We start from the raw sequence: 15,691 nt of genomic DNA, 5'->3' as shown, positions 1-15,691 counted from the left end.
CTGTGGCCGGAGTGGCCGATAGATCGGACACAGCAGCCTCCGGAGCCCGGCCGAGTCGAATCCACACCCGATAGGCGCTAGCATCGACCCATGCCGATGATCGCCGCAAGTCCTGATGTAAGTGGCCGGGCCGAGCTCGCGCCCGCAGGGGCGTTGTTCCGAGGCCTGGGCGACCCGACGCGCCTGGCGCTGGTGCGCCGCCTGGCGAGGGGCGAGGCGCGGGTCGTGGACCTGTGCACCGAGCTGGGCCTGAGCCAGTCCACCGTGTCCTCACACCTGGCCTGCCTGCGGGACTGCGGGTTGGTCGACTACCGCGCGCAGGGACGCGCGTCGGTCTACCACCTGAGCCGCCCTGAACTGCTGGACCTGCTGGCTGTGGCCGAGGGCCTGCTGGCCGCGACCGGCAACGCTGTGGCCTTGTGCCCCACCTACGCAAACCCCACCACCTCTGACCCGATCACCAAGGAGAGCGCACGATGAGCGACGCCTGCGGCTGCAGCGACGACGAGACCACCCCCGGCGGCGAGGAAGCCGAGGAGCACGAGGCCGAGCGGCTGTGGGAGGTCAGCGAGCTCCGCTTCGCCGCCGTCGCCGGCGTGCTGCTCCTGGCGGGCCTGGTCGCAGGGTCCAGGGATCAGTCCGCCGTTGCGACGGTGCTGAACTGGGTGGCGCTGCTGGTCGGTGCGTGGACGTTCGTCCCCAGCACGATCCGGCGACTGGTCAAGGGCAAGATCGGCGTCGGGACCCTGATGACGATCGCCGCGATCGGCGCGGTGCTGCTCGGTGAGGTCGCCGAGGCGGCCGCACTGGCGTTCTTGTTCTCCATCAGCGAGGGCCTGGAGGAGTACTCCCTGGCCCGCACCCGCCGCGGCCTGCGGGCGCTGCTGAACCTCGTGCCCGCTACCGCGACGGTGCTGCGCGACGGCGCAGAGACCACGGTAGCTCCCGGTGAGCTGGGCATCGGGGACCTGATGGTGGTCAGGCCCGGGGAGCGGGTCGCCACCGACGGGATCATCCGCACCGGTCGCACCGCCCTGGACGTCTCAGCCATCACCGGTGAGTCGGTGCCCGTGGAGGCCGGACCCGGACAAAACGTCTACGCGGGGTCGATCAACGGATCCGGCGTCCTCGAGGTGGAGGTGACCACCACCGCGCAGGACAACTCCCTGGCGCGGATCGTGCGGATCGTCGAGGCCGAGCAGTCCCGCAAGGGCGAAGCCCAACGCCTGGCGGACCGCATCGCCAAGCCGCTAGTGCCCGGTGTGATGATCGCCGCCGCGCTCATCGCCGTCGTCGGCAGCCTGCTGGGCGACCCGGGCACGTGGATCGAGCGGGCCCTGGTCGTGCTCGTCGCAGCGTCACCGTGCGCCCTGGCGATCTCCGTGCCGGTCTCCGTGGTCGCCGCCGTCGGGGCCGCCTCCAAGCAGGGTGTGCTCATCAAGGGCGGCGCGGCCGTGGAGGCCCTCGGTGCCATCCGCGGGGTCGCCCTGGACAAGACCGGGACGCTGACCCGCAACGCCCCCGCCGTCGTGGCCGTCGTCGCCGCCCCCGGCCGCAGCGAGGACCGCGTCCTGGAGGTCGCGGCCGCCCTCGAAGCACGCAGCGAGCACCCCCTGGCACGGGCCATCCTGGCCGCGGTACCCGCAGTCACGCCGGCAAGCGACGTGGAGGCCGTCCCTGGTGCGGGCCTGACTGGGACGTTCGAGGGTCGGCCGGTCCGGCTCGGCAGGCCTGGCTGGGTCCAGGCCGGGTCGCTGGCCGGTGACGTGGAGCGGATGCAGCAGGCGGGGGCGACCGCCGTCCTGATCGAGGAGAACGGCTCGCTGCTCGGCGCGGTCGCCGTGCGCGACGAGCTCCGGCCAGAGGCCGCGCAGGTCGTAGCCCAGCTGCGCCGCGACGGCTACCACGTCACCATGCTCACCGGCGACAACACCCTGACCGCGACCGCCCTGGCCCGCGAGGTCGGCATCGACGAGGTCCACGCGAACCTGCGCCCGGAGGACAAGGCCGCACTGGTCGCCCAGCTGCGCACCCAGCGCCGCACCGCGATGGTCGGCGACGGCGTCAACGACGCCCCCGCCCTGGCGACCGCCGACCTCGGCATCGCGATGGGAGCGATGGGCACCGACGTCGCGATCGAGACCGCCGACGTCGCCCTCATGGGTGAAGACCTGCGCCACCTGCCCCAGGCGTTCACCCACGCCCGCAAGGCCCGGCGCATCATGCTCCAGAACGTCGGCCTGTCCCTCGCGATCATCATCGTGCTCATGCCCCTGGCCCTCTTCGGTGTCCTCGGCTTGGCCGCCGTGGTCCTCGTTCACGAGGTGGCCGAGGTCGTAGTGATCGCCAACGGCGTCCGCGCAGGCCGCACTCGCCCACTGCCGCAGGCCATCACGGGAACTGCTGCGGCCGTCGAGCGTCCGGCGCTGGTCACGCGGTGACCGCTGGCACCGCAAGGGAGGAGAAACGGGGCTTGGCCAGCCCGACGCGGCGGCGCCTGGCGGCAGGGCTGGGCGCTGCTGCATTGGCCGCTGTCGACCTGGGCGTCAAGGCCTGGGCAGTGGGTTCGCTGCAGGAGCGGGTCATCCCTTTGGGTCCGGTCGAGCTGAGGTTGGCCTACAACCCTGGGGTGGCCTTCTCCGTCGGCGACGGCGCGCCGACCTGGCTCGTGCTCACTGTCACCGCCCTGGTCACCGCTGCAGTCGCCGTGGTCGCCTGGCGGACCGCCGCCACCCCCTCGCCAGGGCGGTTGCCCGCCCTCGCCCTGGTATTAAGTGGGGCGATCGCGAACGTCGTGGACCGGGCCGGGGACGGGGTGGTCACCGACTACCTGCACAGCGGGTGGTTCCCGACCTTCAACCTCGCCGACACCGCGATCGTCACCGGCGTCGCCCTGCTGGTGCTGACCACCCTGCGCCACCCGACACCCGCAACACCGAGCGGGGACGGCACGAGCGGGATCGGGTGAGTGGAACTCACGCGGGCCTCGCGTCGGTATTGGCCACCAGCACAATCGGCGGCCGATGCTCACATCAACGCTCGCTACCATGACCGCATGACGGCCGAGGCGTGCGACCTGCTGTGCCTGGACGTGGCGCGCGCCGAGTCGGTCCGTGCAGCACTGCCGAAGGCGCACCGCTCCCAGGCGATGGCGCTTACTGCCAAGGCACTGGCGGACCCGGTGCGCCTTCGCACGGCAACGGCCCTGGCCCTCGGGGCCGAGCTGTGCGTCTGCGATCTGGCGTGGGTCGTCGGCGCCGCGCCGAACCTGGTCTCGCACCACCTGCGCGTTCTGCGCCGCGCCGGCCTGGTGACCTCCCGCCGGCACGGCAAGCTGGTCATGTGCCGGCTGACCTCCCAGGGCGCGGCGCTACTGGACGCCCTGGGCGTCGCCGCACCGGGTGAGAGTCTGTGGGCGGAGCCGTCCGAGCTGATCACCGCTCGTGGATGAGCCGACCGCGGCCGGCGGACCTCCGGTCCAGGGATCGCCCGCACGGGCACGGCCGCGCCGGCCACTGACCGGCCCGCGGGTGATCCTCCTGGTCCTGGTCCTCGTCACTGCAGGCGTGGTGGCGGTCCAGCTCACCGGCTTCCTGTCGGCGGGCCAAGGCGCGGCGCTCGAGGGGTCCTCGGCGGCGGCGGGCAGCACGACGGTGACGGAGTACGCACCTGAGGACCGGGCTGGACCGGTGGCACTGTCGGGAACCGGGCTGACTGGTGAGGCGATCGACATCGCCGCATGGCGCGGCGACGTCGTGGTGATCAACGTGTGGGGTTCGTGGTGTGCGCCGTGCCGGGAGGAGGCGCCGATCCTTGCCGCCACGTCGGCTGCATACGCGAACCAGGGAGTGCGGTTCGTCGGGGTCAACGTGCGCGACAATCCGGCCGCGGCGATCGCGTTCGAGGACAGCTACGGGATCACCTACCCGAGCATCGACGACAGGAATGGCAAGGCCCTGCTGAGCCTGGCCGATCACCTCCCCGGAGCCGGGGTCCCGGTGACCCTGCTCCTGGACCGTGACGGGAGGCCGGCGGCGCGCGTCCTCGGCGCGGTGCAGGAGTCGACCCTGACCGCCCTGCTGGACACGGTCCTGGCCGAGCCCGCCACGTCGTCGTGAGCATGCTCCAAGACCTGGTCGCGACCGGCCCGATGCTGGCCGCCGTGGCCGTCGCAGCCCTGGCGGGGCTGATCTCCTTCGTGTCCCCGTGCGTGCTGCCCGTGGTGCCCGGGTACGTGTCCTACGTCGCTGGCGGCCCCTTGCTCGATGAGGGTGTCGCGACGCGGCGACGTCCGGTGGTGGTGGGTACTGCCTTGTTCATCCTGGGGTTCGCCTCGGTCTTCGTCGCCTACGGCGCCCTCTTCGGCGGTCTTGGCGCGACGCTGCAGTCCTCGCAAGCGGTGCTCACCCGTGTCCTCGGCGTCGTGGTCGTGGTGATGGGTCTGGTCTTCGCCGGCTGGCTGCCCCGGTCCCAGCGCCAGCTGCTGCCGCGGCTGCGTCCCAAGTCGGGCCTGGTCGGCGCCCCGCTGATGGGGGTCACCTTCGGACTGGGCTGGACACCGTGCCTGGGCCCGACCCTCGCCACGGTGCAGACCTTGGCGTTCACCGAGGCCAGCGCCGGGCGCGGGGCGACGCTGGCCGCGGTCTACGCCGCCGGGCTCGGTCTCCCGTTCATCGCGGTCGGTCTGGGCATGCGGCGGGCACTCACGGCGACCCAGTGGGCACGTGGGCACACCGTGGGGATCAAACGCGCTGGTGCGGTCATGCTCATCACCACCGGTCTGCTGCTGGCCACCGGGGTGTGGGACCACCTGATGCGGAGCCTGCAGTCCACGATCTCGGGCTACACCACCGTCCTGTGAACGACGTCGAAGAGCGAAAGGCCTCCACTGATGGCAACCCGTAAGCACGAAGCGGCCGAACGCGCTGCCCGGTTGGCCGAGATCCGCGAGCAGCAGCGGCGCGCCGAACGCCGCCGCACGGCGGTCATCACCGGCACGAGCGTGCTCGTGGCCGGGGTCCTCATCGGAGCGACGGCTGTCGTGCTCGTCGGCGAGCAGCGGCGCGCCGCCGAAGTCACTGAGGCAGCATCGGGCGACATCGAAGGGGTTGCGACCTTCAGTGACCTGTCGGCCAGCCATGTCCAGCAGCCGGTGCGGTACGAGCAGACGCCGCCCGTCGGTGGTGACCACGCGGGCGTGTGGGCCAACTGCGGGACGTACACCGAGCCGATCGCCAACGAGCTGGGGGTGCACTCTTTGGAGCACGGTGCCGTGTGGATCACCTACAGCTCGGACCTGCCGGCCGAGCAGGTGCAGCGGCTGGCCGACCTGGCCGAGGGCAACGCGTACGTCCTGCTCAGTCCGTTCGATGGCATGCCCGAGGAGCCGGTGGTGGCCAGCGCCTGGGGGACCCAGCTGGCGCTGGGAACCGCGGATGACCCGCGCCTGGAGCAGTTCCTGGTCAAGTACCAGCAGGGTGAGCAGACACCGGAGCCGGGTGCGCCGTGCACGGGTGGGGTGGACGCGTGATGAGCGAGAGCGCTGGCGCACGCAGGTTCCCGACCGTTGCGGTGGTGATCCTGGTGGCCGCCGTGGTGGGCGTCGCCGGCCTGGTCGCCGGTTCGGCCCTCACCAGTGGAGGCGAGCGGGTCTCGCCGGCCGAGGGGTCAGCCGAGGCTGGGTTCGCCCGCGACATGCAGGCGCACCACGCCCAGGCGGTGGAGATGTCCACGATGGTGCGTGACGCCACGGAGGATCCCGAGGTCCGGTCGCTGGCGCTGGACATCATGCTGACCCAGCAGCAGCAGGCTGGGCAGATGTACGGCTGGCTGGAGCAGTGGGACCTTCCGCAGGCCAGCCTGGCCGCTCCGATGCAGTGGATGAGCGAGACCGGCTCCGGCATGGGGTCCATGGGCGACGGTGCTGACGCGACCGGGGGGCCGGGATCCGACGCGGTGATGCCCGGGATGGCGAGTGATGAGGACCTGGGCAGGCTCGCCCAGGCGGGAGGGGTCGATGCTGAGGTTCTGTACCTGCGGCTCATGGTGGCGCACCACGAAGGCGGCGTGGCGATGGCTCAGGCGGCCCTCGACCTGGTCGGGGACCAGGACGTGCGTCGTCTGGCCCAGGCGATCGTCAGCTCCCAGACCGCCGAGCTCGCGGTACTCAATGACATGCTCGACACGCGGGAAGCCGGGTCTGCGGGCCGGTGACCGAATCAACCGGCGCCTGGCCCGGTAACGCCGTCGCCGAGGCCACGGCATCCCGGCCAGCCGAGGACGCGCTCGAGGACACTGCGGTCAGCGACCGTCTTGAGGAGGCGGCTCGCCCTGGGGTGATGGCGGTGCCACCGCGCCCGACGGGGCCGGGGCTGCTGGCATGGGCCCGGTGGGCGTGGCGGACGCTGACGTCCATGCGGACCGCAGTGCTGCTGTTGCTGGCGCTGGCCCTGGCTGCCGTGCCCGGGTCGTTGCTTCCCCAGCGCGGGGTCGCGTTCGACCCCGGCGCCGTGACCCGGTTCCTCGCTGACAACCCGGTGGTGGGCCCGTGGTTGGACCGGCTTGGGTTCTTTGAGGTGTACTCCTCGCCCTGGTTCGCCGCGATCTATCTGCTGCTCATGGTCTCCATGACTGGATGCGTCCTGCCGCGCGCGGGGCGCCTGTGGCAGTCGGCGCGCGCCGAACCCCCACGGGCACCGACGAACCTCGCGCGCCTGGACGGCCACCGTCGTGCGACCGTGGCCGCGGAGCGGGCGCAGATCCTGCAGGCCGCCGCCTCTCATCTGCGGGCCCGGAGGTTTCGCGTCGTCGTCGATGACGATTCCGTGCGGGCGGAGAAGGGGTACTTGCGCGAGGCCGGCAACCTGGTGTTCCACCTGTCGCTACTGGTGCTGCTCTTCGGCGTCGCGATCGGGTCGCTCTTCGGCTTCGAGGGGCGGGTGATCGTCGTGGAGGGTGCTTCCTTCACGAACACGCGGCTGCAGTACGACGAGTTCACTCCGGGGCCTTTGACTGACTCCGAGGGCCTGAGTCCGTTCTCGGTCACGCTGGATGACTTCACTGCCAGGTTCGAGACGGCTGGCCCCCAACGCGGTAGCGCCCGGGACTTCCGGGCCGACCTGACTGTGCTGCGCACCCCCGGCGGCCCTGCGGAGAAGGTCACCGTCGAGGTGAACCACCCGTTGCAGGTGGAGGGGACCAAGATGTTCCTCACCGGCCACGGTTACGCCCCGGTGGTCAGCGTCACTGATGGCCGGGGTCAGACGGTGTTCTCCGGGCCGGTGGTGTTCGTGCCCTTCGACGGCAACCTGTCCTCCGAGGGCGTGATCAAGGTCCCCGACGGGCAGCCGACGCAGCTGGGGTTCGAAGGGTTCTTCCTGCCCACCGCCTCCGTCGACCCCGCGGCCGGGCCTCGATCGGTGTACCCGGACCTGGTCGATCCCCAGCTGCTGCTGACCGCCTACACCGGTGACCTCGGCCTGGGTGACGGCGCACCGCAGTCGGTCTTCCGCCTGGACAAGACCGATCTGAGCCAGGTCATGGACGGGGACGAGCCGTTCGCGCGCGCTCTGCGACCCGGTGAGTCGATGACGTTGCCCGACGGGCAGGGCACCTTGACGTTCGAGTCGGTCTCGCGGTTCGCGAACTTCCAGATCGCCCACGACCCCGGCAAGGAGCTCTCCTTGGTCGCCGCGGTCGCCCTCCTGCTGGGCCTGACGGTCTCACTGGCGGTCCGCCGACGCCGGGTCTGGGTCCGTGTGACCGCAGCGGCACCAGGCGGCGCCGCGACCGTCGAGGCAGCCAGCTACGCGCTGACCCGCCGTCAGCCGCTCCCCGGCGAGCTCTCGTCGCTGCTCGCCGCCCTGCCAGGCGCCGAACCGGGCGGCGCAGACGCTTCCCCGCACGACCGAGAGGACTGAACATGCCCACCCCCAACCTCCTGGCCGAGCTGAGCGACCGGCTCATCTACAGCGCCATCGCGGTCTATGCGTTGGCGATGCTCGCCTACGCCTACCAGGCGGCCCGCCGGTCGCACCCGGTGCCTGAGGACGCGCCTCGCCTCGAGCCGGTCCCCGCCGGCGCACATGCCGCCGATCACGACCGGCAGCCGCCGACCGCTGGGGGCCGGCCCGCGATCCGCGATGCAGCCGCGCGTCGCACGGAGCGGATCGCGGCCGCCTTGACCACGCTCGCGTTCGTGCTGCACCTGGCCGGGGTCGTCGCCCGGGGCCTCGCCGCGGGCCGCGCGCCATGGGGCAACATGTATGAGTTCACGACCGCCGCCACACTGGCCGCCACGGCCGCCTACCTGGTGTTCCTGCGCCGCGGCCAGCCGGTTCGGGACCTGGGTGTGTGGGTCCTCGCTCTGGTCACCTTGTGCCTGGGCCTGGCCGTGACGGTGCTCTACACCCCCGCGGGGGACCTGGTCCCGGCGCTGAACTCGTACTGGTTGGTCATCCACGTCGCGGCGGCGATCATCGCCGGTGGCGTCTTCACCGTCGGGGCAGCCGCTACCGGCCTGTACCTGACGCGCCGACGCGCCGACGCGCGCGACGCCGGCGGGCAGGCGACCCGCGGCTACGCCGGCCGGCTGCCGGCTGCCGCCACCCTGGAGCGCGTCGCCCACACCGCCCACCTGTTCGCCTTCCCGGTGTGGACGTTCGCCGTGCTGGCCGGCGCGATCTGGGCCGAGGACTCCTGGGGCCGGTACTGGGGCTGGGACCCCAAGGAGACCTGGGCCTTCATCACCTGGGTGCTGTACGCCGCCTACCTGCACGCCCAGTCCACCGCCGGGTGGCGCGGCAGGAAGGCCGGGTGGCTCGCCTTGGCCGGATACGCCGCGTTCTGGTTCAACTTCGTCGGCGTCAACCTGTTCATCACGGGCCTGCACTCCTATGCCGGCGTCTGAGGACCGGCCGACGCCGATGTGCGCCCAGCAGGTGCGTGACGACCCACCGGGAGGCGCTGAGTGAGCACGGCTCCGGACCGCCCTTCCTTGTCGGCCGCGCGGCCCGGTCCAGCTCGTACGGCCGGCGGGGATCCTCGCGTCGACGTCGGGTCGCCCCGGCAGGAGGTCGAGCGCGTGAATGCGCGACACCGCAACGGTGGCACCTCATTACCTGGCCTCATGGCGCCGGGGCTGGCGCTGGTCGGAGCAGGCGTGGGTGGCTGGGCGACGAGTCTCGCGTTTCCTGACCGGGGATGGTGGCCGCTGGCCTACGCCGGCATGGCGTGCCTGCTGCTCGCGATGCGCGGCGCGTCACCGGTCCGCGCCGCAGGCATCGGCCTGGTCTGGGGGCTGACGTTCTTCTTGCCGCTGGTCCACTGGGCAGTGCAGGCCACCGGATCGGCGCTCCCGTGGGTCGCGCTCAGCGTGTTCCAAGCGCTGTACGTCGCCGGCTTTGGTGCGCTGTGGGCGTACGCGCGCAGGGCCGTCTGGCTCACCGGTCGCCCGCTGGCCCAGGCGGTCACCGCAGCCGTGCTGTGGGTCGCCATCGAGCAGGTCCGCGGCTCCTGGCCCTTCGGGGGCTTCTCGTGGGGCTTCCTGGCGTTCTCCCAGACCGAGGCGCCCCTGCTGCGTCTCGCGCCCTACGGAGGGGAGGTCCTGGTCTCCGCGTTCGTCGCCGTGACGGGGGCGCTGATCGCGCTGGCGCTGCAGTACCTGCGCCGCACCGCGGTTATCCCCGCGGCTCGGGCGCTGCTCGCCGCGGTGCTCCTGGCGGGTGTCCCGGGCCTGCTTCCCCTGACCGCGGGCCCGGAGAACGGCTCACTGCTGGTCGGCGCCGTCCAGGGCAATGTCCCGCAGCAGGGCGCCGACTGGGCCGAGCAGGCCCGCGACGTCACGGCCAACCACGCCGAAGGCACCGAGCGGCTCGCGGCGACCGCCGGAGGGCGCCAGCTGGACCTGGTGGTGTGGCCGGAGAGTGCCGCCGACATCGACCCCCGCACCGACCTGGCGCAGGCTTCGGCCGTGGAGCGCGCCGCCGCAGCGGTTGGCGCTCCCCTGCTGCTGGGGACCCAGCGGTTTCCCGACGGGCAGGACATCCGCTACAACGAGATCATCACCTGGACCGCCGGTGCGGGGAGTGGCGACGCCTACGCCAAGCAGCACCCGGTGCCCTTCGGGGAGTACGTCCCCTTCCGCGCGTTCTTCCGCCAGCTCACTCCGCTCGTCGACCGGGTCGCCACGGACATGGCAGCCGGCGGCGACCCCGCCGTCATGGACGTGTGGATCGACGCGCTTGGACGTGACGTGCGCCTGGCCACCGGGATCTGCTTCGAGGTCGCCTACGCAGACCTCATCCGCGAAGGGGTCCTCGACGGGGCAGAGCTGATCGTCATCCCGACCAACAACGCCTCGTTCGGGCGCACTCCGGAGTCGACCCAGCAGCTGGCGATGTCCCGCTTCCGCGCGGTGGAGCACGGCAGGTCGACCGTCCAGGTCTCCACCGTCGGCGTCAGCGCGATGATCATGCCGGACGGGGCGGTCGTGGCGCGGACCGGTCTGTTCACCGATGAGGAGCTCATCGCCTCGCTGCCGCTGCGCAGCACGCTCACCCCGGCGGCGCGACTGGGCACCACGCCGCAGACCGCCGTCTACGTCCTGGCGGCGGCCGCTGTCGTCAGCGGTGCGCTGGCAGGCAGTCGACGACCCGGCCGTGACCGCAGCCGCCGCCCCTTCCCGCGGCGGCTCCCCGCGGCCGACGACCACGCCCCGACGCTGCGGGTGCGGGCCCAGCGGGTGCGAGCCCTGCGGGTGCCGGGCCGGGTGTGGGTCACCCGCGTGTGGCCCTCGTGGCTGGAGTGGCGCCTGATCGTCGGGTTCCTCGTGCTGATGGCCGTCGCGGCCTACACCGGGATCCGGCTCGGGCAGGACATCGTCGAGAAGACCACCACCGCGGTGTCGACAACGTCCGATGCCACGGTCCCGTGAATCTCGACCATCACAGTTGTGCAGGTGGCGCCCCCGAGGGCCCCGAGCCGTTCAAGCGCGCGAGGTAGGCGTTGTACTCCTCGAGCTCGGCGTCGGCGCCGCCGTCACGGTCGATCTGCCGGTCCCGCGCCCGGGACCGCTGGGTGTCGTTGCGCTGCCACCTGCTGGCGATCAGCAGGAGCATCAGCAGTCCCGGCGCCTCCCCGTAGGACCAGGCCAGCCCACCGGCCAGCTGCTGGTCGCGCAGGGGATCGATCCCCCAGCCGGCCGGCGGCGCAGCGAACAAGGGGACCATCGGCGCGGTGGCCATCATCACGATCACCCCGAAGAACGCGTGCAGGGGCATCTCCAGCACCAGGTCCAGTGCCCGGCCATGATGGGTCTGCCGGATCGGCAACGGGTCGGTGGACAGCACCGGCACGGTGAACAGCAGACCGGCCACCAGGAACCCCACCTCCAGGGCGAGGTGCCCGGTCCAGGTGCGCAGCAGCGGGTCGGCGAGCTCGGCCAGGTACAGCCCGTAGAACGCCAGCAGGAACAACGGCACCATCACCGCCGGGTGCAGCACCACCCGACTGACCCGGCTGCGCAGGGCCCGCCGCGCCGTGACCAGCACCACCGTGCCCACCCCCCGGTGCGGGGTCGCGCGCAGCAGCAACGTGCCGGGCCGCCCCAGCACCAGCAGCGGTGGGACGAGCATCATCAACGTCAGCTGCTGGAACATGAACGCCGAGAACAGCCGCAACCCGTACCCCTCGATGCCCGCACCGGTCACCAGCGCCAGCACCACACAGCCCACCGTGAACGAGATGGTCGCACCGATCGACCAGCGCCGCCCTCGCAGCCACAGCCGGCACGCGCCCGCCAGGTACAGCACCAGCAGCACCGCGGCCAGCGCCGGAAGGACCGGCACGGGCTGCAGCGTCGGGGCCAGCATCGTCTCCAGGGACGGTGGTGCGGTCGGCAGCCACACCGGCCCCGTGACGCCCGGGTCGTCCTGCATCCGCTCCTCCTCCGCCTTCGCCCCCTCACAGCGACATGGGTGTGAAGGCGATCGACCAGATTGCGACTCACGGCGAGCGCAGCGCTAGGGTGACGTTATCTGAAGATCCGCGCAGATGAGGAGATGCCCATGGGTCGGGTCCTGCCGTTGGACGGCTGCGTCGGTGGTGATCCGCAGTCCCAACGTGTGGCACTGATTCGTGCCAGCGTCCCGGACGACGCCGAGGCAGGTGCGCTGGCCGAGCTGTTCCGGTTGCTCGGTGATGTGCGGCGCACCAGGATCCTGTACGCGCTGCTGGAGGCCGGTGAGCTGTGCGTGTGCGACATCTCCGCGGCGGTGCAGGTCCCTGAGGCGTCGGTGTCCCAGACGATGCGTCTGCTGCGGGCCTCGGGGGTGGTGGACAACCGGCGTGAGGGCCGCCGGGTGTACTACCGGCTGGCCGATGCCCACGTGCGGATGCTGCTGGACGTGTGCCGCGAGCACACCGGACACGAGGGGAGCCGCTGATGGGCGCCGGGCACGGTCACGGCCCCGTCGCTGGGCACGCTGGTGGGCGTTACCGCCGTCGCCTGGCCGGAGCGTTCTTCCTGACCGCGACGTTCTTCGCCGTCGAGCTGGCGGCGGGGCTGGTCTCCGGCTCGCTCGCGCTGATCTCCGACGCCGGGCACATGGCCGCCGACGTCGTGGCACTGGGGGCGGCCCTGCTCGCCACCCGGATCGCCACGCGCCCCGACCCCACCGGAAGAAGAACCTACGGCTCCTATCGCGCGGAGGTCTTCGCTTCCGGCCTGACGGTGCTGATCATGCTCGGTGTCGGGGTGTACGTGGTCGTCGAGGCAATCAGTCGGATCGGCGAGGACCCGTCCCTGCCCTCGGGCGTGATGCTCGCGGTCGGTTTCGTGGGCTTGGTGATCAACCTTGTCTCCATGCTGCTGCTGCGCAGCGGGTCCAAGGACAGCCTCAACGTCCGGGGCGCCTACTTCGAGGTGGTGGCCGACGCTGCGGGGTCCGTCGGTGTCATGGTCGCCGGTGTTCTGATCATCGCCACGGGGCGGCCGGTCTGGGACCTGGTCGTCGCCCTGGCGATCGCCGTCTTCGTCATCGTGCGTGCCGTCACCCTGGGGCGGCAGGTCCTCGCGGTACTCGGCCAGCACGCACCCGCCGGCATCGACCCGGAGGCCGTCAGCCAAGAGCTGAGCGCCGTGCCCGGCGTGAGCGCCATCCACGACCTTCACCTGTGGGTGCTGACCTCCGGGATGAACGTCGCCACCGCTCACCTCGTCGCGAGCAGCGGATCGGATCACGACGCGGTCCTGGCCGCCGCGCGGGACGTCCTCCGCGATCGCTTCGGCATCGCCCACGCCACGCTCCAGGTGGAAACGGCCCAGCAGCAGCACGAGTGCTCAGGCCTGACCTGGTAGCCGCTCAATCGTCCAGCGCCTCCGCCAAGCTCTTGTGGGACCCCGGTTGCTGGGTGCGCCCCGGGGCGGTGGCATCGGCGCGCCGGGCCAGGCGTGCGAGCATCGCGTTGTAGGCGGCCAGGTCGGTGTCGCCCCTTCGTCGGCACGCTCGGCGACGGCTCAGATGTGCTCGCGCTTTCAGGCGCCGCCTCAACGGTGAAGCGGAAGGTCCCGTCGACAGGGTGGCCGTCACCGGACACGGAGCGCCAGCGACCTGAAAGTCCCCGGCCGGGAGGCCATCGCCAAGGCGCTGGGTAACAGTGGCGCCGGACACCGTGGCACCGTCGCCCCACTCCTGCCCGTCAGGTCCGTTCACCTCGACGACGGCACCCACGGCCAGCTGGTCAGCGGATCGAACGCCCGGCCAGGCCACCGCCACTTAGTCCCAGCATGAGCCCGCCAACTTCCGCCGGAAGTCACACCAGGGCCGCGAGCGCCACGCCGCTCGCGGTGACGCACACGAGGGCCCAGCCGGACTCCGCCGTGACCGCGGACAGGGCCACCCCCGTCACGCCGAGTGCGATCACCCCCACGACGTAGACCGTGAGCGGGCGCCGGCTCCGGCGGGCGGGCGTCGTCACGCGCGGGCCTCCACCCGCTCGATCGTGAGCGTCGCCCGCGGCGCGGTGACCATCCGCCAGATCATCGAGAACGGCAGCCCGGTCCGGACCTCGACCCGCTCACCCGGGGCGAGGTCGAGCTCCAGCGCCGGCGAGGTCGTCCAGTCCATCGACGCCCGCACCCGGTGCCGGCCCGGCGGCACCTCGACCTCCAGGGCCGTGAGCGGCTTGAGCCGGGCGACCTCGGCCCCGTCGACCGTCACGCGGATGTGGCGCAGCATCCCGGCGGAGTCGTCCCCGCGGGACAGCAGCAGCCGTGCGGGTGGGCCGGCACCTTCCGCCGGTGCCTGGACCTCGCGGTCGAGGGCACGGTCATCGTCCATCCCCCGCCGACCCCGGGCGATGACGGCGGTCCAGCCGACGACGAGCACCACGCCCGCACCCGCGGCCGACGGCCAGGAGAACCCGCCGCCCGCGACCACGCCGATCACCACAGCGACCACGCCGAAGGCGCTCGCCACGCTGATCAGCCAGAACGGCAGGTCGCTCCTCACGCCCCCGCCCCCGTGCCCGTCATGACGTCAGCGACCGGACGGCGACGTACCCGAGCGCGGCGAACCCGAGCACGACGGCGGTCGTGCGGACGTGCCTGCTGCGCCGCGGGTCGTCCCGGAACCGGAACAGCAGCCACGCCGTCAGCAGGACGAAAGCGACGGCGACCGCCGCCTCGGCAGCCGAGATGCTGCCCCCGCCGGCACCCGTCACGCCGCCTCCCCCACGCGGGTCTCGGTCATCGTGGCCACCTCTTCCTGTCGGGTCACCGATGCCCGCACTCTGCCCGGTCCGCCGTCACCCGGCAGGACGAACCGGACATTTCACTCGGACGGGCGACCGGGCAGGCGGAGACTGGGCACGGAGGTACCGCCATGACGCAGGAGCCCTACACCGGCCGGGCGACCACGTTCGACACGGCCGCCGAGCTGTACGAGCAGGCCCGCCCGGGCTACCCGCCCGCGGTGTTCGCCGACCTGGCCGCCGCGCTGGACCGGGGCGCGGAGCCCGTCCGCGTGCTGGAGATCGGTGCCGGCACCGGCCAGGCGACGCGCGGCCTGCTCGACCGGGGCTGGCACGTCGTCGCGCTCGAACCGGGCGCCCGGCTGGCCGCGGTGGCGCGCCGCGTCCTGGCGGGGCGGGGCGACGTCGAGGTGGTCGAGCAGCCGTTCGAGCGCTGGCTGCCGCGCGACGACCGGCGGTTCGACCTGGTGCTGGCGGCGACCTCGTGGCACTGGGTCGACCCGCAGGTCGGGTACCGCCGGGCCGCGGAGCTCCTGCGCCCCGAGGGCCACCTCGCGGTCGTCGCCACCGAGCACGTGCTCCCGCCCGACGGTGACGACTTCTTCCGCCAGGTCGAGGCCGCGTACGACGAGGTCGGGCTCGGCGACGGACAGGGCGGGCCGGCGCACCCCGACACGATCGAGCCGCCGGACGTCGCCGCCCTGCGCGCCAGCGGGTACTTCGGGGAGCCCGCGGTGCGCCGGTACCTCTGGGCCCTGGACTACACGGCGGACGCGTACGTGGCGCTGCTGTCGACGTACTCGAACCACATCGCCGCGACGCCCGAGCAGCGCGAGACCCTGTTCGCCGCGGTCCGCGACCTCATCGGCCGGCGCCCGTCCGGGACCGTGCGCAAGCACTACCTGACCCTGGTGCAGGACGCCCGCGTCGCGGGCTGAGG

At 72.2% G+C, this 15,691-nt stretch carries 18 protein-coding genes; 14 read left to right on the top strand and 4 right to left on the bottom strand.

Annotated features, from left to right (window positions below):
- Nucleotides 1–90: 90 nt before the first annotated feature.
- The 11 genes from QNH85_RS08415 (at nt 91) to lnt (ending at nt 10,933) form a co-directional block, all read left to right on the top strand.
- Nucleotides 91–480, top strand: coding sequence for an ArsR/SmtB family transcription factor (locus QNH85_RS08415; protein ID WP_084074671.1), 390 nt, complete (start codon nt 91–93; stop codon nt 478–480).
- Entirely contained in the window at nt 477–2,441 is a 1,965-nt protein-coding gene (locus QNH85_RS08410) for a heavy metal translocating P-type ATPase (protein WP_282945736.1), read from the top strand. The genes QNH85_RS08415 and QNH85_RS08410 overlap by 4 nt, the downstream gene beginning before the upstream one ends.
- The gene (locus tag QNH85_RS08405) at nt 2,438–2,968 is read left to right on the top strand and encodes a signal peptidase II (RefSeq protein WP_282945735.1); all 531 of its coding nucleotides are present in this window, start codon (nt 2,438–2,440) and stop codon (nt 2,966–2,968) included. Before QNH85_RS08410 ends, QNH85_RS08405 begins: the two co-directional genes overlap by 4 nt.
- 87 nt (nt 2,969–3,055) lie before the next feature.
- A complete protein-coding gene (locus QNH85_RS08400) occupies nt 3,056–3,451 on the top strand; it encodes an ArsR/SmtB family transcription factor (protein WP_084074661.1) in 396 nt (131 codons plus the stop codon).
- Between the two features lie 79 nt (nt 3,452–3,530).
- Nucleotides 3,531–4,118: a TlpA family protein disulfide reductase gene (locus tag QNH85_RS08395; RefSeq protein WP_282945734.1), complete on the top strand. Its 588-nt coding sequence runs from the start codon at nt 3,531–3,533 to the stop codon at nt 4,116–4,118.
- A gap of 44 nt (nt 4,119–4,162) precedes the next feature.
- Nucleotides 4,163–4,861: a cytochrome c biogenesis CcdA family protein gene (locus QNH85_RS08390; RefSeq protein ID WP_282945733.1), complete on the top strand. Its 699-nt coding sequence runs from the start codon at nt 4,163–4,165 to the stop codon at nt 4,859–4,861.
- 30 nt (nt 4,862–4,891) lie between these two features.
- Entirely contained in the window at nt 4,892–5,530 is a 639-nt protein-coding gene (locus QNH85_RS08385; RefSeq protein ID WP_282945732.1) for a thioredoxin-like domain-containing protein, read from the top strand.
- On the top strand, nt 5,530–6,213 hold the full coding sequence (locus tag QNH85_RS08380; protein WP_282945731.1) for a DUF305 domain-containing protein: 684 nt from the start codon (nt 5,530–5,532) through the stop codon (nt 6,211–6,213). Before QNH85_RS08385 ends, QNH85_RS08380 begins: the two co-directional genes overlap by 1 nt.
- A 200-nt stretch (nt 6,214–6,413) precedes the next feature.
- Nucleotides 6,414–7,919, top strand: a complete 1,506-nt coding sequence (gene resB, locus QNH85_RS08375) for a cytochrome c biogenesis protein ResB (RefSeq protein WP_282945730.1) — start codon at nt 6,414–6,416, stop codon at nt 7,917–7,919.
- A 2-nt stretch (nt 7,920–7,921) separates the two neighbouring features.
- A complete protein-coding gene (ccsB, locus tag QNH85_RS08370) occupies nt 7,922–8,908 on the top strand; it encodes a c-type cytochrome biogenesis protein CcsB (protein ID WP_282945729.1) in 987 nt (328 codons plus the stop codon).
- Between the two features lie 174 nt (nt 8,909–9,082).
- Nucleotides 9,083–10,933, top strand: a complete 1,851-nt coding sequence (gene lnt, locus QNH85_RS08365) for an apolipoprotein N-acyltransferase (protein ID WP_282945728.1) — start codon at nt 9,083–9,085, stop codon at nt 10,931–10,933.
- Between the two features lie 10 nt (nt 10,934–10,943).
- On the opposite strand, the gene QNH85_RS08360 is transcribed toward lnt, so the two are convergent.
- Nucleotides 10,944–11,936, bottom strand: a complete 993-nt coding sequence (locus QNH85_RS08360) for a cytochrome c oxidase assembly protein (RefSeq protein ID WP_282945727.1) — start codon at nt 11,934–11,936, stop codon at nt 10,944–10,946.
- Nucleotides 11,937–12,065: 129 nt separating this feature from the next.
- On the opposite strand from QNH85_RS08360, the gene QNH85_RS08355 reads away from it, so the two are divergent.
- Both QNH85_RS08355 and QNH85_RS08350 read left to right on the top strand, forming a co-directional pair.
- Nucleotides 12,066–12,443, top strand: coding sequence for an ArsR/SmtB family transcription factor (locus QNH85_RS08355; protein ID WP_282945726.1), 378 nt, complete (start codon nt 12,066–12,068; stop codon nt 12,441–12,443).
- Nucleotides 12,443–13,357 carry a cation diffusion facilitator family transporter gene (locus QNH85_RS08350; protein ID WP_282945725.1) on the top strand — a complete coding sequence of 305 codons (915 nt, stop codon included), beginning with the start codon at nt 12,443–12,445 and terminating at the stop codon, nt 13,355–13,357. Before QNH85_RS08355 ends, QNH85_RS08350 begins: the two co-directional genes overlap by 1 nt.
- A 455-nt stretch (nt 13,358–13,812) precedes the next feature.
- Here the strand turns inward: QNH85_RS08350 and QNH85_RS08345 are convergent, their stop codons facing one another.
- Genes QNH85_RS08345 through QNH85_RS08335 form a run of 3 tightly spaced genes read right to left on the bottom strand, consistent with a single transcriptional unit; the run spans nt 13,813 to nt 14,721 of the window.
- Nucleotides 13,813–13,977: a hypothetical protein gene (locus QNH85_RS08345; RefSeq protein WP_282945724.1), complete on the bottom strand. Its 165-nt coding sequence runs from the start codon at nt 13,975–13,977 to the stop codon at nt 13,813–13,815.
- On the bottom strand, nt 13,974–14,510 hold the full coding sequence (locus QNH85_RS08340; protein ID WP_282945723.1) for a hypothetical protein: 537 nt from the start codon (nt 14,508–14,510) through the stop codon (nt 13,974–13,976). The genes QNH85_RS08345 and QNH85_RS08340 overlap by 4 nt, the downstream gene beginning before the upstream one ends.
- A 19-nt stretch (nt 14,511–14,529) precedes the next feature.
- On the bottom strand, nt 14,530–14,721 hold the full coding sequence (locus QNH85_RS08335; RefSeq protein WP_282945722.1) for a hypothetical protein: 192 nt from the start codon (nt 14,719–14,721) through the stop codon (nt 14,530–14,532).
- A 161-nt stretch (nt 14,722–14,882) separates the two neighbouring features.
- On the opposite strand from QNH85_RS08335, the gene QNH85_RS08330 reads away from it, so the two are divergent.
- The gene (locus QNH85_RS08330; protein WP_282945721.1) at nt 14,883–15,689 is read left to right on the top strand and encodes a class I SAM-dependent methyltransferase; all 807 of its coding nucleotides are present in this window, start codon (nt 14,883–14,885) and stop codon (nt 15,687–15,689) included.
- Nucleotides 15,690–15,691 lie beyond the last annotated feature (2 nt).

The organism is Cellulomonas endometrii, assembly GCF_949769265.1.
GTDB classification, from domain to species: Bacteria; Actinomycetota; Actinomycetes; order Actinomycetales; family Cellulomonadaceae; genus Cellulomonas; species Cellulomonas endometrii.
The sequence above is the reverse complement of the archived record's forward strand: the minus strand, read 5'-3'. Positions and strand labels throughout refer to the sequence as shown.